Source organism: Amycolatopsis sp. NPDC057786, from assembly GCF_042797905.1.
GTDB lineage: Bacteria > Actinomycetota > Actinomycetes > Mycobacteriales > Pseudonocardiaceae > Amycolatopsis.
Map to the genome: position 1 here is coordinate 59,716 of NZ_JBHVKW010000017.1, position 22,069 is coordinate 81,784.

Annotated in this window: 21 protein-coding genes; 12 read left to right on the plus strand and 9 right to left on the minus strand. The window is 67.8% G+C overall.

The window, feature by feature from the left end:
* Positions 1-101 precede the first annotated feature (101 nt).
* Positions 102-995: a hypothetical protein gene (locus tag ACFVM3_RS13015; RefSeq protein WP_257488903.1), complete on the plus strand. Its 894-nt coding sequence runs from the start codon at positions 102-104 to the stop codon at positions 993-995.
* Here ACFVM3_RS13015 and ACFVM3_RS13020 read toward each other — a convergent pair.
* A complete protein-coding gene (locus tag ACFVM3_RS13020) occupies positions 979-2,403 on the minus strand; it encodes a glycoside hydrolase family 76 protein (RefSeq protein WP_378438280.1) in 1,425 nt (474 codons plus the stop codon). The genes ACFVM3_RS13015 and ACFVM3_RS13020 overlap by 17 nt on opposite strands.
* A 135-nt stretch (positions 2,404-2,538) precedes the next feature.
* Between ACFVM3_RS13020 and ACFVM3_RS13025 the strand changes: the two genes are divergently transcribed.
* Both ACFVM3_RS13025 and ACFVM3_RS13030 read left to right on the plus strand, forming a co-directional pair.
* Entirely contained in the window at positions 2,539-3,612 is a 1,074-nt protein-coding gene (locus tag ACFVM3_RS13025) for an LLM class flavin-dependent oxidoreductase (RefSeq protein ID WP_016331687.1), read from the plus strand.
* Positions 3,609-4,193: an FMN reductase gene (locus tag ACFVM3_RS13030; protein WP_378438283.1), complete on the plus strand. Its 585-nt coding sequence runs from the start codon at positions 3,609-3,611 to the stop codon at positions 4,191-4,193. Before ACFVM3_RS13025 ends, ACFVM3_RS13030 begins: the two co-directional genes overlap by 4 nt.
* Before the next feature lie 176 nt (positions 4,194-4,369).
* On the opposite strand, the gene ACFVM3_RS13035 is transcribed toward ACFVM3_RS13030, so the two are convergent.
* On the minus strand, positions 4,370-4,711 hold the full coding sequence (locus ACFVM3_RS13035) for a YciI family protein (RefSeq protein ID WP_378438284.1): 342 nt from the start codon (positions 4,709-4,711) through the stop codon (positions 4,370-4,372).
* Positions 4,712-4,850: 139 nt separating this feature from the next.
* On the opposite strand from ACFVM3_RS13035, the gene ACFVM3_RS13040 reads away from it, so the two are divergent.
* From ACFVM3_RS13040 to ACFVM3_RS13050, 3 genes are all read left to right on the plus strand, one after another.
* The gene (locus ACFVM3_RS13040) at positions 4,851-5,264 is read left to right on the plus strand and encodes a PGPGW domain-containing protein (RefSeq protein WP_125681394.1); all 414 of its coding nucleotides are present in this window, start codon (positions 4,851-4,853) and stop codon (positions 5,262-5,264) included.
* A gap of 29 nt (positions 5,265-5,293) precedes the next feature.
* Positions 5,294-5,968 carry a TetR family transcriptional regulator gene (locus ACFVM3_RS13045; protein WP_378438286.1) on the plus strand — a complete coding sequence of 225 codons (675 nt, stop codon included), beginning with the start codon at positions 5,294-5,296 and terminating at the stop codon, positions 5,966-5,968.
* A gap of 86 nt (positions 5,969-6,054) precedes the next feature.
* Positions 6,055-6,912 carry an oxidoreductase gene (locus tag ACFVM3_RS13050; RefSeq protein ID WP_378438288.1) on the plus strand — a complete coding sequence of 286 codons (858 nt, stop codon included), beginning with the start codon at positions 6,055-6,057 and terminating at the stop codon, positions 6,910-6,912.
* Positions 6,913-6,957: 45 nt separating this feature from the next.
* Here the strand turns inward: ACFVM3_RS13050 and ACFVM3_RS13055 are convergent, their stop codons facing one another.
* Entirely contained in the window at positions 6,958-7,782 is an 825-nt protein-coding gene (locus ACFVM3_RS13055) for an ABC transporter permease (protein ID WP_378438290.1), read from the minus strand.
* Positions 7,772-8,668, minus strand: a complete 897-nt coding sequence (locus ACFVM3_RS13060; RefSeq protein ID WP_378438292.1) for an ABC transporter ATP-binding protein — start codon at positions 8,666-8,668, stop codon at positions 7,772-7,774. Before ACFVM3_RS13060 ends, ACFVM3_RS13055 begins: the two co-directional genes overlap by 11 nt.
* Positions 8,669-8,824: 156 nt before the next feature.
* Between ACFVM3_RS13060 and ACFVM3_RS13065 the strand changes: the two genes are divergently transcribed.
* Positions 8,825-9,283 (plus strand): hypothetical protein, encoded by a 459-nt coding sequence (locus tag ACFVM3_RS13065; RefSeq protein WP_378438293.1) that lies wholly within the window; start codon positions 8,825-8,827, stop codon positions 9,281-9,283.
* A 185-nt stretch (positions 9,284-9,468) separates the two neighbouring features.
* Here the strand turns inward: ACFVM3_RS13065 and ACFVM3_RS13070 are convergent, their stop codons facing one another.
* Together ACFVM3_RS13070 and ACFVM3_RS13075 are read right to left on the minus strand one after the other, a co-directional pair.
* Positions 9,469-9,861, minus strand: coding sequence for a hypothetical protein (locus ACFVM3_RS13070; protein WP_378438295.1), 393 nt, complete (start codon positions 9,859-9,861; stop codon positions 9,469-9,471).
* Positions 9,800-10,411, minus strand: a complete 612-nt coding sequence (locus ACFVM3_RS13075) for a hypothetical protein (protein WP_378438297.1) — start codon at positions 10,409-10,411, stop codon at positions 9,800-9,802. Before ACFVM3_RS13075 ends, ACFVM3_RS13070 begins: the two co-directional genes overlap by 62 nt.
* 753 nt (positions 10,412-11,164) lie before the next feature.
* On the opposite strand from ACFVM3_RS13075, the gene ACFVM3_RS13080 reads away from it, so the two are divergent.
* From ACFVM3_RS13080 to ACFVM3_RS13095, 4 genes are all read left to right on the plus strand, one after another.
* On the plus strand, positions 11,165-13,654 hold the full coding sequence (locus ACFVM3_RS13080; RefSeq protein ID WP_378438360.1) for a CHAT domain-containing protein: 2,490 nt from the start codon (positions 11,165-11,167) through the stop codon (positions 13,652-13,654).
* A 211-nt stretch (positions 13,655-13,865) separates the two neighbouring features.
* Positions 13,866-14,381, plus strand: coding sequence for a lytic polysaccharide monooxygenase auxiliary activity family 9 protein (locus ACFVM3_RS13085; protein ID WP_034317732.1), 516 nt, complete (start codon positions 13,866-13,868; stop codon positions 14,379-14,381).
* Positions 14,382-14,452: 71 nt separating this feature from the next.
* Positions 14,453-15,400 (plus strand): non-homologous end-joining DNA ligase, encoded by a 948-nt coding sequence (ligD, locus tag ACFVM3_RS13090; RefSeq protein WP_378438298.1) that lies wholly within the window; start codon positions 14,453-14,455, stop codon positions 15,398-15,400.
* Between the two features lie 72 nt (positions 15,401-15,472).
* Positions 15,473-16,627, plus strand: coding sequence for a 4-hydroxybenzoate 3-monooxygenase (locus ACFVM3_RS13095; protein WP_378438300.1), 1,155 nt, complete (start codon positions 15,473-15,475; stop codon positions 16,625-16,627).
* 134 nt (positions 16,628-16,761) lie between these two features.
* Here ACFVM3_RS13095 and ACFVM3_RS13100 read toward each other — a convergent pair whose 3' ends face one another.
* From ACFVM3_RS13100 to ACFVM3_RS13110, 3 genes are all read right to left on the minus strand, one after another.
* Entirely contained in the window at positions 16,762-17,388 is a 627-nt protein-coding gene (locus ACFVM3_RS13100) for an AAA family ATPase (protein WP_378438302.1), read from the minus strand.
* A gap of 66 nt (positions 17,389-17,454) precedes the next feature.
* The gene (locus tag ACFVM3_RS13105) at positions 17,455-18,120 is read right to left on the minus strand and encodes a DUF998 domain-containing protein (RefSeq protein ID WP_378438304.1); all 666 of its coding nucleotides are present in this window, start codon (positions 18,118-18,120) and stop codon (positions 17,455-17,457) included.
* Between the two features lie 81 nt (positions 18,121-18,201).
* Positions 18,202-19,353 (minus strand): beta-ketoacyl synthase N-terminal-like domain-containing protein, encoded by a 1,152-nt coding sequence (locus ACFVM3_RS13110; RefSeq protein WP_378438306.1) that lies wholly within the window; start codon positions 19,351-19,353, stop codon positions 18,202-18,204.
* 134 nt (positions 19,354-19,487) lie between these two features.
* Here ACFVM3_RS13110 and ACFVM3_RS13115 point away from each other — a divergent pair, with 134 nt between their 5' ends.
* Positions 19,488-22,064, plus strand: coding sequence for an EAL domain-containing protein (locus tag ACFVM3_RS13115; RefSeq protein ID WP_378438307.1), 2,577 nt, complete (start codon positions 19,488-19,490; stop codon positions 22,062-22,064).
* Positions 22,065-22,069: the final 5 nt, after the last annotated feature.

Here is a 22,069-nt window from a genome sequence, read left to right on the forward strand (position 1 = left end):
GCTCGGATGAGGCGTTATCGTTCCCGGTGTCACACGGTGACGGGGGGAAGAAGGTGGCCGTCGGAACCGGTCCCACACGCGTCTCGACCGCACAACGCGTCGTGAGTCTCTGGTATTTCGTGGTGGTCGTCGGGTCGTTCGGCATGCTCGCGCTGTTACCGGTCGCGCACGCCGCGATCCGGTTGCGGCGTGCCGTCCTGTGGCTGTTCGTGCTGGGCTACGGCGGTGTCGCCGTCGCGATGCTGCTCCTGCTCGAACGGGCCGCGGCGGAAGGCGAGTCGGAGGCGATGCTCTCGTTCGCCTGGCTCTTCGGCACGATCCTCCTGGTCACCGTGGCCTGTGTGCACCTCGCCCTGCTGCGGCGGAAGATCCTCTATCCGCCGCCGACGGCGTGGGTCGAGTCCGGCATGCACTGCGGGTTGTTCTCGATCGACATCGCCGGATTCGGTCAGGTCGGGCGCAGCAGCGAGGTCTTCGTCCGGGTCCGGAGGATGCTCTTCGGCATGCTGGCCGAAGCCTTCGAGACCAGCGGCATCGCCTGGGACGCCTGCCTGAAACGCGACACCGGGGACGGCATGATCGTCGTCGTCCCGCCGCATTTCCCGAAGTTCCGCCTGGTGTATCCGCTTCTCTCACGGCTGACCGCGGAACTGGCCAGGTACAACGTCGCCACCGAGCCCGGCCTGCGGATCCGGGTGCGGGTGGCGATCCACGCCGGGGAGATCGCGCTCGACGAGTACGGCGTGACGGGACGGCCGAAGGTGCTCCTCGCGCGGCTGCTCGATTCACGCGTACTGCGCGACGCGCTCGCCGAAGCGCCGGGCGAGTCGCCCGTGGTGGTGCTCGTCTCCGACCGGTTCCACGAGGACGTCCAGGACCAGGGCGGCCCCGGTCTCGACACGATGAGCTACCGGCAGGTGCTCGTGCACGAGAAGGAGACCGAGGTCCGCGCCTGGCTGCACGTTCCGGATCCGGTGCTCAGAGGGCTGCCGTGAGGACCTCCAGCGCGCTGTGCTGACGGGCGGCGTCGATCTTGTCGACCGGCCCCGCCCAGCGTAGGCCGTGCTGATCGAGCGACGTGCGGTTGTTCGCGATCGTCGCGTTCGCCTGCCGCGTCAGGTAAGCGCGGTAAGGCCTGGCCGCGAGCGCGCGGTCCAGCTCGCCGAGCCCCCTGGCGTACGCGCCCTTGAACGAAGGCCCGTCGGCGCCGCAGTCACCGGACTCGCACGGGTCGCGGAGGATCCCGTTCGAGTGCAGCAGCGACGTCGTCGTGGAGGCGTCCGCGAGCCGCCGGGCCGTGGTGAGCAGGGTGGCGTCACCGGTCGCGCGGTTCAGTTCGACCAGCGCGCCGAGGACGATGCCCTGGTTGTAACTCCAGACGGCCTGCCCGTTGTTGGCGCAGGAGGAGTTCAGGCCGTCGTTGATCAGGGAACTCCCGTTGATCATGCCGCTCGCGCGGAACCAGTCCCAGACCTCGCGTGCCCGCGCGAGCTGAAGCGTGTCGCCGGGGAGCCGGTTGTGCAGTGACGCGGCCACCTTGACGTACAACTCGTTGGTGACGGCGTTCTTGTACGTCTTCGCCGTCGACCACCAGAGCCCGCCGCCGCAGGTCCCGTCGCGATAGGAGTACATGTAGTTCGCCGCGATGACGGCGGTGTCGAGATAGCGGCGGTCCTTGGTCAGGTCGTAGGCGCGGATCCAGGCGAGCGCCCACCAGCCGGTGTCGTCGATGTATTCGTTCGTGAAGTTGTCGCCACGGTTGCGGTCGAAGGTGTTGGCGATGGCGTGGCGGTAGTTCCGCGAGCCGGTGCGGGTGCTGTAGTCGAGGATCGCGGTGAGCGCGTTCGCCGAGTTCCACCAGCCCGTGGTCTGCCAGAGTCCGGTGCCGTTGTCGTAGAACTGCATGAGCGCGGTGGCCGCGGCTTCGGCGCGGTCGTTCGCGGCGACCGTGGTGCGGAACCACGGCGTGCAGGCGATTTCCGGCCGGTTGCTCGCCTTCCCGCAGGCGCGGAGGGCGCCGAAGCGGTGGGTGGCGGGGTCGTCGACGTTGAACATCAGGGTCCGCCAGCCGCGCTGACCGGACGGGATCTTCGTGTCGCCGATCCGGCTGTCGCCCGCCCAGGTGCGGCCGCCGTCGAAGGAGCGGTCGAGCCAGACCTCGTCGCCGGGATCGCCGTTGCCGATGCTGCCCCAGCCCATGTTGTCGCCGTCGGAGAGATGAAGCGTGATGCCGCGGCCCCAGACGGTCGCCGTGGCGGGTCTTCTTTCGCCGACGGCCAATGCGGGGTCGCGGCTGTCGCAGTACTTGGCGCAGATCGTCGCCGCGACGGCGGGTTCGGGAGTGGTGGTGGCCGGCGTGAAAGTGAATGTCAACGTTGTCACAAGCAGGGAGGTGAGCCACATGGATTCGAGTGTGAGGGCGGCCACTTTCCGGGCCGATCAAGTCACCCTTTCAGCTCGCGCCGATGGTCTGGAATACTTCTTGCGCGCGTGAGGTTGAACGCTCAAGCAACGTAACCCCGGCCCAGGGAGCAGGTCATGCAGTTCGGAATCTTCACAGTGGGCGATGTGACGACCGACCCGACCACCGGGGAGGCGCCCAGCGAGTACGAGCGGATCAAGGCGATGGTGCGCATCGCGCTCAAGGCCGAAGAAGTCGGCCTCGACGTCTTCGCGACCGGCGAGCACCACAACCCGCCCTTCGTGCCTTCTTCGCCCACGACGATGCTCGGCTACATCGCCGCGCAGACGTCGAAGATCATCCTTTCCACTTCGACCACGCTGATCACGACGAACGACCCGGTGAAGATCGCCGAGGACTTCGCGATGCTGCAGCACCTCGCCGACGGCCGCGTCGACCTGATGATGGGGCGCGGCAACACCGGCCCGGTGTACCCGTGGTTCGGGCAGGACATCCGGCAGGGCATCCCGCTGGCGATCGAGAACTACCACCTGCTGCACCGGTTGTGGCGCGAGGACGTGGTCAGCTGGTCCGGCAAGTTCCGGACGCCGCTGCAGGAGTTCACCTCGACGCCGCGGCCGCTCGACGGTGTTCCGCCGTTCGTGTGGCACGGTTCGATCCGCAGCCCGGAGATCGCGGAACAGGCCGCCTACTACGGCGACGGGTTCTTCGCGAACCACATCTTCTGGCCGAAGGAGCATTTCCAGGCGCTGATCAACCTCTACCGCGAGCGGTACGAGCACTACGGGCACGGCAAGGCGGACCAGGCCATCGTCGGACTGGGCGGCCAGGTGTTCCTGCGGCCGAAGTCGCAGGACGCGGTGCGGGAGTTCCGGCCGTACTTCGACAACGCGCCGGTGTACGGGCACGGGCCGTCGCTGGAGGAGTTCACCGAGCAGACGCCGCTGACCGTCGGCAGCCCCCAAGAGGTGATCGACAAGACGCTGACCTTCCGCGAGCACTTCGGCGACTACCAGCGTCAGCTGTTCCTGATGGACCACGCCGGACTGCCGCTGAAGACCGTGCTGGAACAGCTCGACCTGCTGGGCGAGCACGTGATTCCGGTGCTGCGCAAGGAACTCGACTCGCTTCGCCCGGCGCACGTGCCTGAAGCGCCGACTCACGCTTCTCGGTTGGAGGTTTTGGCATGACGACGATCGCAGTGGTGACCGCGGGGTTGAGCCAGCCCTCCTCGACGCGGCTGCTCGCCGACAAGCTCGCTTTGGCGACTCGGGCGGCGCTGCCGGACGTGGAGATCGAAGTGATCGAACTCCGCGACCTGGCCGTCGACGTCACGAAGAACATGCTGACCGGATTCCCTTCGCCCGCACTGCGGACGGCCATCGACACGGTGACCGCCGCGGACGGCCTGATCGCCGTGACGCCGGTGTTCACCGCGTCGTACAGCGGGCTGTTCAAGTCGTTCTTCGACGTGCTGGACCAGAAGGCGCTTGACGGGAAGCCGGTGCTGATCGGCGCCACCGGCGGAACCGAACGGCACTCGCTGGTGCTCGACTTCGCGTTGCGTCCGCTCTTCGCCTACCTTCGCGCCGAGCCAGTCGCGACGGCGGTGTACGCGGCTTCGTCGGACTGGGCGTCTCCGGGCGACCTCGACACGCGGGCTTCGCGGGCGGGGCGGGAGCTGGCTGCCCGGCTGTCGTCGGAGGGAACGGCCGTGGCTCCGGACAGCGGGTTCGTGCCGTTCGAGCAGCTGCTGCGCGCGGGGGAGTGAGCAAGGGACCTTTGCTCTCGCGAGTGGCTCCGGGACGCCGACTGTGTGGATTTTGGGGCGTTGGATGACCAGAAATCCACACAGTCTGTCGTGACCGGTCCGGTCACGACAGGGTGTGGGGATATAGGGACGTTCAACGTCCCTATATCCCCACACCTCTCACTCGCGAGGCGTGTTCAGGGGGTCGGCCAGAGCGGCCGGATCTCGATGGTCGCGAACTTCGCGACCGGATGCTTCGACACGATCTCGATCGCCTCGTCGAGATCGGCGCACTCGATCAGGTCGTAGCCGAGGATCTGTTCCTTCGTCTCCGCGAACGGCCCGTCCGAGATGAGCAGTTCGCCATCGCGGTGGCGCACGGTGGTCGCGGTGGCCGCCGACCGGAGCCTGCTGCCGGACAGCCGGACCCCGCGAGCGGTCATCTCGTCGACCCACACCTGCGTCTCTTCGTCCAGCGGGCCTTCACTGTCGTCCGCGCCGGGGTACGGGCTTCCGCAGATCAGCAACATGTAGCGCATCGGTCCTCCTGTCTGAGCCTGTTCACCATCCCCGACGAACGGGCTCGTCCGATACAGACAGGCCGCGCACGATTCGGACCAGCGCGTTCGCGGCGCGACCGGCACAATCGACGAAAGGGACGACGGCGAGGAGAAGACGGTGGGCATCGGAAAACCCGTCAAGCAGGTCTTGATCCTGATCGCGGGCGGCGTTCTCCTGCTGGTCGGCATCGCGCTCCTCGTGCTGCCAGGGCCGGGTCTGCTGCTCGTACTCGCGGGTCTGCTCGTGCTGGCCTCGGAGTTCCCCGTGGTGGAGAAGTACGTCGATCCGATCCGCGACAGGGCGATGAAGGCGGCCGAGGACAGTGTTTCGTCGCCGCTGCGCATCGCGGGTTCGGTGCTGGCGGGGCTGGGGTTGCTGGCCGCGGGGGTCGTGTGGGGACTCGTGCCGGGGCTGCCGCTCGGGGGCTGGAGCACCGGGTCGAGCCTGATCCTGTCCGGGCTCATCCTGTTCGCGTTGCTGATCTGGAGCTACAAGAGGGTGCAGGCCAGGAGGGCCGCGAACGCCGAATAACAGCCGGGTGGTCTGGTACCGTGCGGCGCGTGGCCCCCGACTTCCAGCGCGCACGGCGGCCGGAACAGGTCGAGGCCCGGCGCGCCGCGATCCTCGATGCGGCGCGCGAACTCCTGGCCGAGCGGCCCGTCTCCCGGGTCAGCCTGCGAGAGCTGAGCGATCGGGTGGGCTTGGCCAAATCGAACGTGCTGCGGTATTTCGACAGCCGCGAGGCGGTCTTCCTGGAAGTCCTCGATTCGGTCTGGGTCGCGTGGCTCGACGAGCTCGAAGGTGAACTAAGCGTTCCTGACGGCGCGAAGCCGGCGTACGAGCGTGTCGCGGCCGTCATCGCGACGTCGATCTCGCGGCGGCGCCTGCTGTGCGAGCTGATCAGCACGATGGCCGCCGTGCTCGAACGCAACATCTCCGTGGAGACCGCCCGGACGTTCAAGACCCGTGCGGGTGAACGGACCGAACGGCTCGCCGGCCTCGTCCGCGCTCATGCCCCGTTGGACGCCGAAGCGGCCGGGCACTTCGCGAAGGCCGTCTTCATCCTCGTCGCGGGGCTGTGGCCCTACGCGAACCCAGGGGAGGCCGTGGCGACGGTCCTGGCCGAACGCGGAGCGCCCGCCGGTCACGTCATGTTCGTCGACGGGCTGACCGAGGGACTGGCGAACCAGCTGGTGGGCCTGCTCGTTCGCGCAGGTCAGAGCCCCGAGTGGTAGCAAAGGTCCCTTGCTCCCTTCCCGCACGCGCCAGGACGGGCGAGCCTGCATAAGGTGAGCCGAACCCACTTGCACAAGGAGCGATCATGAGCCCAGGCGGCACCCTCACCCTCGGCGATCTCACCGTCAGCCGGATGGGCTACGGCGCCATGCGGCTGTCCGGCCCCGGCATCTGGGGGCCGCCGAGCGACCGCGAAACCGCGATCGCCGTCCTCCGCGAGGCGGTCGAGCTGGGGATCACCCATATCGACACCAGCGACTTCTACGGTCCGCATACGGTCAACGAGCTGATCCGCGAGGCGCTGCACCCGTACCCGGACGACCTGCACATCGTCACGAAGGTCGGCGCGAAGCGGACTCCGGACAAGGGCTGGCCTTCGGCGCTCTCGCGCGAGGAGCTGACCTCCGCGGTCCACGACAACCTGCGCAACCTCGGCGTCGACGTGCTCGACGTCGTCAACCTGCGGCTCGCGGGGGAGCACGGCGTCTTCCCGATCCCGGTCTCGATCACGGAGCCGTTCGAGGTGCTGGCCGAGCTCCAGCAGCAGGGTCTCATCCGGCACCTCGGCCTGAGCCACGTCTCGGCGGAACAGGTCAAGGAAGCCCGCGCCATCGCGCCGGTCGTCTGCGTGCAGAACGAGTACAACGTCGCGAACCGCGCCAACGACGGCCTCCTCGACGCCCTCGCGGCCATCAACATCCCGTTCGTGCCGTACTTCCCGCTCGGCGGGTTCACGCCGCTCCAGTCCGGTGTCCTGGACGACTGCGCCCGCCGGGTCGACGCGACGCCGATGCAGGTCGCGCTCGCGTGGCTGCTCCAGCGGTCGCCGAACGTCCTGCTGATCCCCGGCACGTCGTCGCTGCTGCACCTGCACGAGAACGTCGCCGCCGCGAAACTCGAACTGCCCGCGGACGTCATCGCGGATCTCGACGCCCTCGCCTGATCCCGCGTGAAGGCCCCTCACTGGGGAGGGGCCTTCACGGATCTTTCAGAGGACATCCCGGCGCCGCAGCAGCCAGCCGCCGAGACCGGCGAAGACCACCAGGTAGCTAGCCACGACCAGCGTCGCCTGTGAGGCACCGACGAGTTCCCCGATCCCCGGCGTCGCGCCCGAAGCGCCCAGCGACGCGGCCAGCGAACCGGCGTTGGCTCCCGGCAGTGCCAGCTGGAGCGTGCCGACCCAGTCCACGAGCGGGGCCGCCACCCCGAACAGCAGGTTCTGGACCACCAGCAGCCACACCAGGCCGAGCCCGATCGGCAGCGCCACCCCGCGCATCGCGATGGCGAGCGCCGCGCCGAGCGCCGCCCAGGTCATGGCGATCAGCCAGCCGGCGCCGATCCCCGTCAGCAGCGAGCCGAACGACGGCCAGTTCAGCGGCTCGCCCTCCGAAGAGGCGATGAGCGCGCTAGTGACCGCGCCGGTCGCGAAGCTCGTCAGCACGACGGTCAGTGCCGCGACGGCGAGCGCGAACAACTTTCCACTGTAGACGGTCAGTCGCGAAGGTCCTTGTGTCAGCACGGTTTTCCACGTGCTCCAGCCGTATTCGGTGCCGACGGCCAGCACCCCGATCACCAGCAGGATCGCCCCGAGGAACACCGGCAGCCCGCCGATCGAGTTGCCGACCAGATTCGCCGGAAGGGTCGCGGCCAGCCCGCGATCCGTCCCTGGCGCCCCGCTCGACGAACCCGCCGCGCCCGCGAGCGGCAGCAGATAGGTGAAGGTCAGGCCGAGCACGACCGCGATCCCCAGCATGAACCAGTTCGCCGGACGCCGGACGAGTTTCGCCAGCTCGGCGGTACAACTACCCCACATGATCCGCCACCTCTCCGGTGAGCTCGAAGAAGACCTGTTCCAGATCCCGTTCGCGGACGTGCAGTTCGCGTACCGGGATCCCTTCCGTGACGAGTTCGCGGTTCAGCCACGACGCGCGGTCCGGGTCGACGGTCAGGTCGAGACCGGTCCCGCTCACGCGCACGTTCTCCGCGCCGATCCAGTGCCGCACCAGGTCCGCGGCGCGCATGATCTCGTCGGTTTCGATGTGCAGCACCGTGCCGCCGCGCAGCTCGGCCACCGTGTTCTCCGCGACCAGCCGCCCGCGCGAGACGACGCCGACCCGGTCGCAGATCTGCTGGACCTCGCCCAGCAGGTGGCTCGACAGCAGCACGGTGCAGCCCTCCGCGCCGAGCCTGCGGATCAGCACCCGCATGTCGGCCATCCCGGCCGGGTCGAGCCCGTTGGTCGGCTCGTCGAGGATCAGCAGCCGCGGATCCTTCAGCAGCGCCGCGGCGACCCCGAGCCGCTGCTTCATGCCGAGGGAGTAGGTCGAGTACCGGTCCTTGCCGCGATCGGCGAGGTCGACCATCGCGAGCACCTCGCCGACGCGGAGCGGATCCGTTCCGCTGTACCGGGCCAGCACCTTGAGATTGTCCGAACCGGACAGATACGGGTAGAACCCCGGCGATTCGATCAGCGCGCCGACGCCGTCGAGATCGCCGGGCGGCCTGCCGAACAGCCGGACGCTGCCGGAAGTCGGCCGGACGAGCCCCAGCAGCATCCGCAACGTCGTCGTCTTGCCCGCACCGTTCGGGCCGAGGAAACCGTAGATCTCGCCGGGCAGCACGGTCAGCTTCATCCGGTCGACGGCGAGCTGCTCGCCGTACCGTTTCGTGAGTTCGTCTGTGTCCACGGGAAGGTTCATGGTGACGAATGGTGTCGCGGGAGAGGCCGTCGCCACATCCGTTCACGGGCGGCACTCCGCGTACGTCGCCGGACGTAGCCGGATGGCCGGAATCCTGCGACATCTGTCGAAAACACCGGTACCGGAGGGAGGGGTGACGATCATAGGCTCGGCGGCGTGTCGAAAGTCCTTCTGATCCTCCATGTGCTCGCCGCCGTCATCGCGGTCGGACCCGTCACCGTCGCGGCGAGCATGTTCCCCGCCGCCGCGCGCAAGGCCTTCGCCGAACCGGGTTCCGGGCTGTCCGTGCTTCGCGCGCTCAACCGGATCTGCCGCGTCTACGCGATCTTCGGGATCGCGGTGCCGTTCTTCGGGCTGGCGACCGCGGGCAGCATGCGGGTCTTCGGCGACCTGTGGGTGATCGCGTCGATCGTGCTCACCGCGGCCGCCGCCGGCGTGCTGGCGTTGCTGGTCCTGCCGGGGCAGAACGCGATCCTCACCGCGCTGGGCGCGGAGAAGCCGTCGGAACCGGTCACGGCGGGGCGGGTGGCGATGTACACGGGGATGTTCAATCTGCTCTGGGTGGTGGTGACGGTGCTGATGATCGTGCGGCCCGGTTCGACCACGGGCGCGTGAAAGACTCGTGAGTGGCAAGGACGGTTAGGTGCCTTCGGTGCCTACGTGGCTACCCGGCCTGGGTTCTGGAGGTGGTGTCGCGAAAGCCACTTTCGGGACATCAGACGTCTCGAAAGTGGCTTTCGCAACCTCCGGCCAAGCAGGGCCCAGAGGTACGACTGATACCGAGCCAGCCGAGGTTTCGCCTACGCGCTCAGCAACTGGTTGAAGAACGACCGGTAGCGGCGCAGCGCGATCCGGAGGTCTTCGGTCGCCGGTTCGCCCTGGCTCCACGCGGATTCCAGTTCCTTCTTGTGGTCCGCGAACGTCGTGGCCAGGTTCTGGATCACGACCGCGACGAGTTCATCGGCCTCCTTGACCGCCCGCCGCGGATCGTCCACAAAGGCCGTTTGGATGCCTTGCCAGCTCTCACGGAACCTGTCGACGTCGGCGTCGGCGAACAACGTCCGCGCTTCGTCTTCGTCGGTGTGCCCGGAATCGGCGGCCACCAAGTCCTCGGTGCTCAAGGCCTGCCCGTCAGCGGTCGGTTCCTCGCCGAGCCGATCCGTTCCCTCGGTTTCCAGGGGCCTGCTTTCCATGGCCTTCCGCTCCTTCGCCGTCCTCGGTCAACAGCTCTTCGAACACTTCGCGGTAGTGCTTCATCGCTTCGCGCATGTCCTCTGTGGACATTTCGGATTCCCGATGGCGAACCAGTGTGTCGTGTCCGGCGCGGTAGTGCCGCAACGCGTTCGCGTGCCGGACGGACAGATCCGCGAGTTGCTGGTCGTACCCCTCGGTCGGGTAGCCGCGCTCGGCCATCAAGGAGACCAGCACCCGGTCCGCCTCGACGACGGCGCCGGACGGACGGTCGACGAACTGTTCCTGGATCAGCGCCCATTCCTGGGCGTACCGGTCCTTTGTGGTCGCCGGCAGCGGCCGGATGTCGAGATCCGAATGTCGTTTCACCCGCGACGAAAGCTCACGTTCGGCTTCCTTCGGGCTTTCGTGTTCCTCGACCACCCGGTCGTATTCGGGACCGAACGTTTCTCGCAATCGCCGCCTGCGTTGTTCCGCGACGACGAACCAGACGGCCGCGCCCACCACAAGGATCGCGGCGATGACGATGATGATGACCAACCACGTGGGCATCGTTATCTCCTCCGGATATTCGCCGGTCAACCCCCGACAGGTCGCGAGTTCCCCGCCTCTTCGGCCGGAAACCCTTGTGTGGCAAGAATTTTTGGATCTTAGGCCGGATGGCGCAGTGGAATGATCTCGATTCACCGTCTTCGCGTGGTGCGGCGCGGCCATGTGGCCGAGATCGTGAGGCTCGCTAACCAGGCGTCCCCCTTTTGGGTGCCGACGATGACTCAGTGTAGGTAATCGCTCCCGATCACTGCTCCGTTGTGGCACTATTGCCCCGTTCGCAGGAAGAGGGCCTGCGAACAGAGGGGGCCGTCGTAATCGAGGCTGCCTGGTACGACAAAGAAAGATCATCAGGGGAGGAGATCGTCAAATGTCGACACCTACGGACGTCAAGGACCCCATCGGCGAGGAGGAGCCGCTCGACCCGGCTCAGCCCAAGCCTGACCAGGGAGAACACCAGCACGGCCCTGATTGTGAGCACAATCGAAACCCTCGTTTCGATTGTGGCGGTGGCTGTATCCAGACGCCCCCGCCCACTTCCTGAGACCTATCGGCCGGGGGTTTCGGCCCGCCCGATCGGGCAAAGCCCGAGGGCGGGCCTCTTTCGGCTACGGACTGTGCTGTCATAGACCTGTGGTCGTAACCGAGTCAGCTCAAGCCGAGGCCGTCCGTGAGGCCCGTGCCCTGCACCGGGCCGGGGTCGATGCGGCGTGTGCAGCACGTTCCCAAGAGGGCTACCGGTTGCTTCGCCGCGGAATGATGCTGCTCGATTCGATCCATCCGGTCGCGGACGAAATCCGTTCCGACTGGCTTGTGGTGCGGATTCGCTTGGCCAACTCGCTCGCCGCGCTTTCCTCGGAGACCAGTGGTGGTGTGGCCGCGGGCCTGGCCGGGCTGGACGACGTCAGGCGTCTGCTCGACGCCGTGCCCGACCCTGGGCTTCGGTCCGAACTGAGCGGGTCCGTGGACCATAACTACGCCTTGCTGCTCATGGCCGCCGGGCGAAATGACGAGAGCATCGTGTACTTCGATTCGTCGTTGGTGCACAAGAAGAAGAGCCTCGAGACCGCCGAAGACCGGGTTTCGCAGCTCGACCCGTTGGTGAACACCATGGCGACGCGAGGTCTCGCCTTCACCAGGTTGGGTAATGTCCGGCGAGCTCGCGAAGACCTGGTCCAAGCGATCGCGCTGGCCGACCAGCATGGCCTGAGCCTGACGGCCGGTGATGTCCGAAGGCCCTTGGGCTCCTTGGAGCTCAGAATCGGCAATGTCCCGGCCGCACTGCGGCTTTATCAGGAAAGTGAGCGGATTTACCGCTCACTGAGAGGCGAGGTGCCTCCCCTGCTCCGGTTGGATCAGGCGCAGGCGTTGCTGACAGCGGGCCTCTCTGACGAGGCGGGCGGATTTCTCGACGAGGCGCTTCCGGTGATGCGTGCGCAACGGACGGTTACCCGTGAGCTGGCGTATGGCGAACTCTTCCGCGCGTCGGCAGCGCTGATGAGCGATGATCTGGAACTCGCCCGTTCCTATGCCGCGTCCGCACGTCGCAGGATGCTGCGCTGGGGTTGCCAGACCTGTGTCGCCAACGCGACCATCGTCGGACTCCGTGCCGACGTGCAGGAAGCCTTGCACACCAACGTGATCCCGCCGACCTTGACGTCACGTGCGCTGCGCGCGGCGAACGGGATGCCGATGCCGAGGCTCGCCGATCAGGCGGCGCTGGCACGGATGCTGGCCGTCCGGGTCGAGCTGCGCAAGGGAAAACGCAAACGTGCGGCCGAGTTGCTCGAACGGATTCCGCGGCCGGGGCGGCTGACGTCGGTCGATTATCGGATGTTGCGCCGGCTTTGCCGGGCGGAACTCGCGGTGGCCGAGGGCGACAAGAGCAGGGCGCTGGCCGAGATCCGGGCCGGGCTCACCGAACTCGACCGCGTCCGCGATCGGATGGGCGGCATCGAGCTGGTGTCCGGGACGGCGCTGCACGGCAGGGAGCTGGCGGATCTGGCCGTCAAGATCGTGCTGGAGCGCGCTGACGCGGCCCGGTTGTTCGGCTGGACGGAGCGGACCCGCGCGCAAAGTTACCGGTACGAACCTGTTGTGGTGGCCGATCCGGAGCTCGCCGAGCGGGTCGGTGAGGTCCGGGGGCTCGATCAGGCGATCCACCAGGCGCAGCACGACGGGCATCCGACGGCGGCGTTGCGTTCCAAGTACGCCGAGCGGTTGCGCGAGGCGCATCGGCTCGGGTGGCATACGGGCCGATGGGGCAGGCCGAGGCCGGTCGCGCGGCTCGCCGAGGTGGCCGACGAGCTGGGCGAACGCGCGCTGGTGAGTTTCGCGTCGTCGGGGGACGACCTGGTGGCGATGGTCGTCGTCGGCGGACGGTGCGAACTGGTGCGGCTCGGTTCGGCCGAGCGGGCGGCTGAGTCCGCGCGGATGCTGAACATCGATCTCGACGCACTGGCGCCGGATCGGTTGCCGGCGCCGCTGGTCCAGTCGGTGCTCGCTTCGGCGCGCAAACAGGCGGAACGGCTGGACGGCCGGCTGATCCGGCCGCTCGAAGCGCTGCTGGGGGACCGAGGTCTGGTCGTCGTGCCGACCGGCCCGTTGTTCGCCGTGCCTTGGGGAGTGCTGCCGGCGCTGCGGTCACGGCCTATCGTCGTCGCCCCTTCGGCGACGGCGTGGCTGGGCGCGGAGCGCTCGACGACGCCCCGCGCGCGGAAGGTCGTCCTCGTCCGCGGGCCCGGCCTCGTCGGGACCAGGGGTGAGCTGGACAAACTCGCCACGCATTACCGGTCCGCGCATACGCTGACCGGGGCCGACGCGACCGTGTCCGCCGTCTTGCGCGCGCTGGACGGCGCGAAGCTCGCGCACATCGCCGCGCACGGCGCGCACGAACCCGAGAACGCCCTGTTCTCCCGGCTGGAACTGGCCGACGGCGCGCTCTTCGCGCACGAGATGGCCGGGCTCGCGCAGCCGCCGGCGCAAGTCGTCTTCGCGGCCTGTGAACTGGCGCTGAACCGGATCCGGCCCGGCGACGAGGTCCTCGGTTTCGCCAGCGCGCTGCTCGCGAGCGGTTCGCGGACGGTGATCGCGCCCTTGAGCCGAGTCGGTGACGAGGCCGCGGCGGCCGCGATGGACGACTACCACCGCGGACTCGCCGAAGGGGCCGGACCGGCGACGGCCTTGGCTGACACCATCGCCGTTGACCCGTTCCGGCGACCCTTCGTCTGTTTGGGTGCGGGCTGAACGTCCGGCTTGACAACCCCTGTTCGATCTTCACGACTCCAAGTGCCCGGTTGGTTACTCTTGACCGAGTCGTCTGAACCAATTATGGTCTAGACCACATTCGCTCGCTCGGCGTTTCGGCGGATGTGTCCCGACCTTCATTGGTATTTCGCTCGCTGTGACCCAGGAATCTCGAGTCCGCGGTGGGTGTAGAGATGGGAAAGGGGTAGACATGAGCTTCAAACGACGGCTTTTGACCCTGGCGGCAGGTGCGGCGATGGTGCCGGCGGCTCTGGTCGCGATCCCGGCGGGCACCGCCAACGCGCACGGTTACGTTTCCTCGCCCGCGAGCAGGCAGGCGCAGTGCGCGCAGAACACCGTTTCCTGTGGCTCCATCAAATGGGAGCCGCAAAGTGTCGAGGGCCCCAAGGGCCTCATGAGCTGTAACGGCGGCGTCGGCCGTTTCGCGGACCTCAACGACGACAGCAAGGGCTGGAAGGTGCATTCCCTCGGCCGGACCACCACGTTCCGGTGGACGCTGACGGCTCGTCATCGCACCAGCACCTGGGAGTACTTCGTCGACGGTGCCAAGGTCGCCAGCTTCAACGACGGTGGCGCGCAGCCGGGTGCCACGGTCACCCACAGCGTGAACCTGCAGCAGAGCGGGCGGCACAAGATCCTCGCCCGCTGGAACGTCTACGACACGGCGAACGCCTTCTACGCCTGCATCGACGCCAACATCAGCTAGGTGCCGACTCTCGTGAGTGGTAGTGACGCCATCACTACCACTCACGAGTTTTTTTGTGCCACGCTCACCTCATGAGCGATGAGGAGCGTGACGGCGTCAAGCTGACCAACCTCGACCAGCCGTTGTTCGAGGGTGCGACCAAACGCGACCTGGTGGATTATCTGGACGCCGTCGCGGGCCGCGTTCTCCCGGTTCTGGAGGACAGGCCGCTTTCGGTCGTCCGCATCCTTCGCGGCCAGGACCCGTTCATGCAGAAGAACCTGCCCAAATACACGCCGGACTGGGTCAAACGGCACGGGATGTGGGCCGAGAGGTCGAAACGGCAGGTGTCGTACGCGCTCTGCGACGACCGCCGGACGCTGCTGTGGTTCGCGAACCAGCGCGCCGTCGAATACCACCCGACCTTGATGACCGTGGACGCCGACGCCGGGCCGACCCATCTGGTGCTGGACCTCGACCCGCCCGCCGGGGACGATTTCGCCCATGTCGTGAAGGCCGCGATGCTGGTGCGGCAGGCCCTCGCCGACTCCGGGCTCGCCGGGGCGGTGAAGACCAGTGGTTCCAAGGGCGTGCACATCTTCGTCCCGCTGACGCCGGGGCAGGGCTTCGAAGACGTCGCGGCCGCGACCCGCGCCCTCGCCGCCCGTGCGGAGCAGGTCGACCCGGCGGTCGCGACGACCGCGTACATCGTGGAAGACCGCGAGGGGAAGGTGTTCCTCGATTCGACGCGGGCGGGCGGGAACACGGTCGCGGCGGCGTACAGCCCCCGGTTGCGGCCGGGGCTGACCGTGTCGTTCCCGGTGGCCTGGGACGAGCTCGAAAACGTGGTCCCCGCCGATTTCACCATCCGTACGGCGCCCGGTCTCCTCGGGGACAAGGATCCGTGGGCCGAGGCGATGCCGGAACCGCAGACGCTGCCCGCCGACCTCGTCGAGCAGGGGCACACGATCCCGATCGCCCGTGTCGTGGCGATGCACGAAGGGAAACGCAGGGCGAGGGCGCGCGCTCAGAACGAATGAACGCCCACGGCGTCAGGGCGTTTTGTGTACCTTGGACCGCACTGGGGGCGGGCGAAGGTACTGGGGGCTTTCGTGGGAAAGATCGATGCCGACGTGGTGATCGTGGGGGCCGGTCCGGCGGGGCTCGTACTGGGAAACCTGTTACGGGCCGCCGGAATCGACTGCCTGGTCCTGGAGCGCCGAAGCCGTGCCCATGTCGAAAACCGGGCCAGGGCGGGCTTTCTCGCCGCGAACAGCGTCCGTGTGCTCACCGAGAACGGGCTCGCCGCGGGACTGCTCGAGAAAGGCCTGAGGCACGACACCTGCGCTTTTCGTCACGAGCAGGCCGAATTCGAGCTCAAGTACGGCGAACTCGGGAACGGTGAGGTGCACACCGTCTATCCGCAGCAGTTCCTGGTCGCCGATCTGATCGCCGAATTCCTCGCCCGCGGCGGGGAGATCAGATTCGGCACGGAGGTCACCTCGGTGTCGGGGATGGACGCGACGGTCATCGCCGATGATCTTCTCTTGCGTGCCAAGTACATCGCCGGTTGCGATGGCAGACGCGGGATCTCGCTGAGATCCGTGCCCGCCAGGGTCTTCCGGCGGGACCACGACATCTCGTGGCTCGCGATCCTCGCCGAGGCGCCGCCGAGTATGTCCGCGATCGGCTACGCGATCCACGAACGCGGCTTCGCCGGGCATATGGCCAGGACGCCGACGGTGACGCGCTATTACCTCGAAGTACCGCGCGGCGAGGATCCGGAGAACTGGGGAGACGACCGGATCTGGGACGAACTGCACCTGCGAATGCGGGCCGACCGCTACGGCGAACTCAAACGCGGCGCCATCATCGAGCGCCGGATCGTGGACATGGCCTCGCGGGTGATGGACACGATCCAGCGGGGGAACCTGTTCCTCGCGGGGGACGCCGCGAGCCTGATCAGTCCCGCCGCGGCCAAGGGCGCGAATCTGGCGTTGATGGAGGCCGAGATCCTCGCGCACGCGTTGATCAAGGCCCACATCGAGAGCGACACGACGGCACTCGAGCGCTATTCCGCCGAATGCCTGCCGCGGATCTGGCGCGCGCAGGAGTTCTCCCTCTGGATGATCAACCTGTTGCACGGCCCCGCCGGATACGACGACGAGGCGGTCTTCCAGCGGGCCCTGCGGGACGCGCGGCTGGAGAGCCTGCGGGTTTCCCGCGCGCACCAGGACTTCTTCGCCGAGAACTACGTGGGGATCTGAACCGATCGCTCGTCACGTCCGTATTCCGGTGAAGAGGGAAAGGACGAACGACGATGCCGGTACGCATCCGCTGGACGCCGTTGAACCCGCACCCGAACCGTCCGATGCCCGCGGACGAACCCGAACCGGAACCGCTAGCCGGCGCGGACGGCGGGTGCCGCGGGCCGCTCGACGCGAAGGAGCCGGACGTCGCCTGAGCGGTCTCTCCCCGGCTCCTCCTCGGTGACGAAGCGCAGTGCTCCGGTGACCTCGCGGGTCACCATCCGCGCGCCGCTCCAGCCTGACGGCACCCAGCCGTCGCGCAGGGCGCGGCGCACCTTCTCGGCCCTCTTGACGTGGCGGGCGAACGAGTGCCGCCGGATGACGCGCCCGCGCGCGACTTGGCCCGCGCGGGCGTCCTCCGGGGTGACGTCGAGCCACAGCAACCGGACCGGGCGGCGGCTCACCATGCCGAGCAGGGCGAGCAGCCCGCGGGTCGTCGCGCGGGTCGAGGGCTCGTGCACGATGAGCGGGCCGCCGTCGGCCAGCGCGGACCGGACAACCCGCGCGCGATGCCAAAGGTGGACCACCGGCCGGTAGAACCGGTACGGCACCGAGGGCGGCAGCCGTTCGCGCAGCCGCGCGCGGACCTGGTCGGAGTCGAGCACGGGTAGGGCGCCGGTCGCCGCCCGGGACAGCAGGGTGGTCTTGCCGGCCCCGGGAATCCCCGCGACCACCAGCAGGTCGCGGCGGCCGAGGCGGAATGCGATGCGATCGGTCATGAGGGGTCAACGACCCGGCCGAGCGCAAAGGTTCCTTTACCTTGACCGGCGCGGCTCCGGCACTGGTCAGGCCGTCACGCGGGTCCCCGCCGTCACCGGCTTGTCCGGCAACAGGGTCCCGCCCTTGGTGAGCCACGCGACACCGAACGCGAGGATCGCGATCGACTCCAGCCACAGCGCCGGGTAGAGATCCTTGGTCAGGTCGTCGAAGACCAGCCCGCAGAGCACGATCAACGCCAGGCACACCAGCATGATCACGCCGGACACGACGTACAGCTGGTTCCGCACGGGTTTGCGGGCGCCGGGGATCTCCTTGTCCGACTTGGTGAACAGCACGATGCAGAAGAACGCCAAGGTGAGGAAGAAGACCGCGGCGAAGCCGAGGTGCAGCAGACCGACGATCTCGTCCGTACGGTCGCCGTTCGCCGGTGTCGTGGGGAAGAGCGCCACCCCGACGGCGGCCACGGCGGCGATGTTGCCCGCGATGTCATCGACCCGGCCGTAACCCCGATAGGACAACAGGAAGACGCCGATGGCGCACATGACACCGACCCAGACGTCCCGCATTCCCGAGTAGTAGTACCCGCTGATCGAGTTGAGCAGGCCGCCGCCGTCGACGGCCATCTTCCCGAAGACCAGCACGAAGGGCAGCCCGATCCCGAGGAAACCTATGGCACGCCGCAAGAACAGGTAGTTGTGGACGAGGTTGTCGGTCGCCGTTCGCGGGCCCATGGTCGCCTCCGTGCTCAGTGCTTGTCGCTACATGATGACAGCTCGTGACGGCGAAGAGACCGTGTGTTATCGAATTGCTCGCTAGGCGGTCTCCAGCACGACGGCCGCGACGTAGCCGCCCATCCCGATCGACGTCTTGACAGTGAGCCCGCTTTCCGGCCGGGACGGCCCGTCCATCAGCTGCGAATGCCCTTCCGCCACCGGTTTCGGCGCCGGGACCAGGTCGCGCTCCGCCGCGAGGCAGATCGCCGCGATCTCGGTCAGCGCGCTGCCCGACTGGCTGTGCCCGGTCAACGGTTTGATCGAGTAGATCTCGGTCTCCTTGGGGAAGACCGCTTCGAGGATCCGGGATTCCGTGCGGTGGCAGAGTTTCGTACCCGTTCCGTGCGCGTTGAGGTAGCGGACGTCGGACGGCGCGGCGCCGGCGTTCTCCAGCGCCCCGGTCACCGCCGCGATCGCGTTCGTCGGATCGGGGTCGAGCGCCATCGCGTTGTGCGCCTCGTGGGTCATGGCGCCGCCTCGCAGCGTCGCGTACGACTCGGTCTTCCGCTGGGTCAGCACCACCGCGACCGCGGCCTCGGAGAAGGTGAAACCCCTTGTGCCCTCTTGGAAAGGTCGGCACGCCTCGAGCGGGGGCACGTCGGTGACCGCCACCCCGCAGTGCACGAAGTTCCGCACCATCGGCCTGGTCGCGGACAGATCCGTGGTGACCACGACCACGTCGTCGGCCATGCCGGCGTCCAGCCACATCTTCGCGGTGAGCACCGCGGCGCCGCCGGTCGCGCACATCGCGGACGTCGCCATGGAAGGGCCGTGGAAACCGAACTCCGCCATGAGGGTGGCGATCGGGGTCGAGGGCATCATGCCGATGAATTCGCGCCGGTACATGAGCTGCTCACCCATCTCGATGAGCCGGTCCCAGGTGCGCAGGTCCTCGCGCACGCCGCCGGAGATCACGCCGACCCGGCGGCCCGGCGTCCAGCCCCGCGCGCCGGCGTCTTCGATGGCTTCTCGCGCCGCCGCGAGCAGGGCGCGCGCGTGCAGGCTGCCGTCCCTGTCCCGGCCGCCCTCGGGGACGTGGGCGACCCAGCCCGGTCGATCCGGTGTTTCGCCGAAGCCTTCGGTGAATTGGGCGCAGGGGACGCCGCTCGCCAGGCCCTCCCACAGTGATTCGCGGCCCCAGCCGTAGGCGGTTACGGCGCCGATGCCGCAGATGTCTGTTTTGCTCCGCACGTGTTTCCCTTCAACTACATTCGGTCAACGCTGGGGTGGAATGGCCGCACCGATCAGCTGTCCGGGGAGGACGGCTACGTCGATTTAGTGATCTAATCGGAAGCTACATCAGTCGAGTAGGGGGTTTGGATCAGATGGATCCTGACGATCTCGAAGGTGGGACTCCCGACACCCACCGGCCCTCGGATCAGGATTCCTCGCCAGCGAACGGCACCGCGACCCGCACGGTGGGAAAACCCGACCGGCACGCGTCGCTCGTCCGTCTGCTGACCGAGTTGTCCGCCGAGAGGGATCAGCGCGGTGAACCCGCGCTCGCCTTTCTCGGTCAGGGGTACCGCCTTTTGGAGCAAAATTCCGACGGCGGCGCATTGGGAACGCAATATCTCACGATGGTGGAGGCGAGCCCTTACGGGATCTGTGTCCATCAGCGGGGCAAAGTCGTCTTCGTGAACTCGGCCACGATGCGGTTCGTGGGCGCGAAGGTGTCGACCGAGATCATCGGGATGCACATCACCGACCTGGTCGATGCCGGCTCGCAGGACGCGTTGCTGGCGCGGATCGGCTCGCTGGTTTCGCCCGGCTCGTTCAGTGAGCCGACGGAGATGACCTTGCGGACCCTGCAGGGCAGGCGTGTCACCGTCGAATCGCAGGCGGTGCTCACGACGTGGGAGGGCAAACCCGCGTACCAGGTGATCATGCGCGACCTGACCACGCAGAAGGCGGCCGAGGCCGGTCTGCGGTTTCAGGCCGCGCTGGTCGGCCACGCGAGCGACGCCATCATCGCGACCTCCCCCGACGGGCTCGTGACGAGCTGGAATCCGGCGGCGGAGGCCGTCTACGGCCATGATCTCGACCAGGTCATCGGGGTTCCGGTGGCCGAGGTCGTCGGCGCGCCGATGAGCCCGCGGCAGGTCGTCGCCTCGGGTGGTGTCGTGCAGGCGACGCATTACAGCGCCGACGGCACGGCACTGGCCGTGCGGGTCTCCGCGGCCGAGATGTTCGACGGTTACGTGCTGCTGTGCGCCGACGAGACCGCGCAGCGCCGGGCCGAGGCCGAATTCGCCACCGTCGTCGAGACGCTCGACGAGGGGGTGCTGCTGGTCGGCCCGGGCGGGCGGATCGAACTGGCGAACTCCGCGGCGCACCGCATCGCCGGGGTGCCGCAGGGTTCCCTGGTCGGCCTGGAGAGCCGGACGTTGCGGCTGCACGACGAGCACGGTGCCCCGGTGCCCGTCGACGATCTGCCGTCCGCGCGGGTGCGGCGTTCCGGCAAGGTCGAGACCGGGCGGGTCGTGCAGGTGCGGCGGCGCGACGGCGCGCACCGATGGCTTTCGCTGACCTCCGGTCCGCTGATGGCGCCGGGGCAGAGCGTGCCCTCCGTGCTGACGTCTTTCGCCGACATCACCGAGCGGCGGGCGATCAGCGAACGGCTGGCCTACGAGGCCACCCACGATCCGCTGACCAGGCTCGCGAACCGCACCCTCGCGCTGAACCACCTGCGCCGCACGAACGCGGATCCGGCGCATACGACCACCGTGATGTTCATCGACCTCGACAAGTTCAAGATCATCAACGATTCGCTCGGTCATACCGTCGGCGACCAGGTGCTGCGCATCATCGGCGACCGGCTGCGGGCCGCCGCCGGGCCTTCGGACCTGGTCGGTCGGCTCGGCGGGGACGAGTTTCTGGTCATCACCACCGGTTATACCGAAGCCGCCGAGGTGCGGGCACTCGCCGACCATCTCCAGCGGCGGCTCGCCGAATCGCTGACCGTGCACGGCCGCGAACTGCATATAAATACGAGTATTGGAATAGTGATCGCCGAACCGGGCGATCGGCGCAGCGCCGACGAATTGCTGGAAGACGCCGATTTGGCGATGTATCAGGCCAAGACTTTCGGGCCGGGGCGATATGCGTTCTATGCGCCGATCATGCGAAAACGAGTACAAGACCGTTTCGCGCTGGAACAGGATCTGCGCAATGCCGTCGCCGCAGGCCTGGTCGAGACCGTTTATCAGCCCGTCGTCGATTTGCGGACCGGTGACATGGTCGCGGTGAAGGCGAAGTCCTGCTGGGCTCATCCGGAGCGCGGGCCGATCGATCCGGCGGAATTGGCCGAGATCGCCGACGACGGCGATCTTTTGACGGTCATCGGGGCGGAGGTCCTCGCCAAGGCCGCCCGCGAGATCTCTCGATGGCGTGCCGATCATGGTGTGAACTGTAATGTGAATGTGAGCCTTTCGGTCCGCCAACTGGGCGATCCCGCGTTGCTGCAAGTGGTTCAGACAACCCTGGAAGCCGCGGGGCTGGGGCCGCAGGACCTGTGCCTCGACGTCGACGAGACGGCGCTGAAAGACGCGGCCGACACGGTCGACGCGCTGCGGAAGACCGGGGTGCGGGTGACCGCGGAACGGTTCGGCGCCGGGTATTCCTCGCTCGCCCAGCTGTGCCGCCTCGATCTCAACGTGATCGAGATCGACCGCTCGTTCGTGGCCGACCTCGGCAGGTCGAGCGACGCCGAGCCGATCGTCGCCGGGATCATGGCGATGGCGCACGCCGTCGACCTCGTGGTGGTCGCCGAAGGGGTCGAAACCGCGCGACAACTGCAGGTCCTGCACGAACTCGGCTGCGATTGGGCGAAGGGACCGCTGGTCGCGCCTCCGGGCCGGGTCGAGGACCTGAAGCGCGCGTACGAACACGTCATGCGATGAACCGG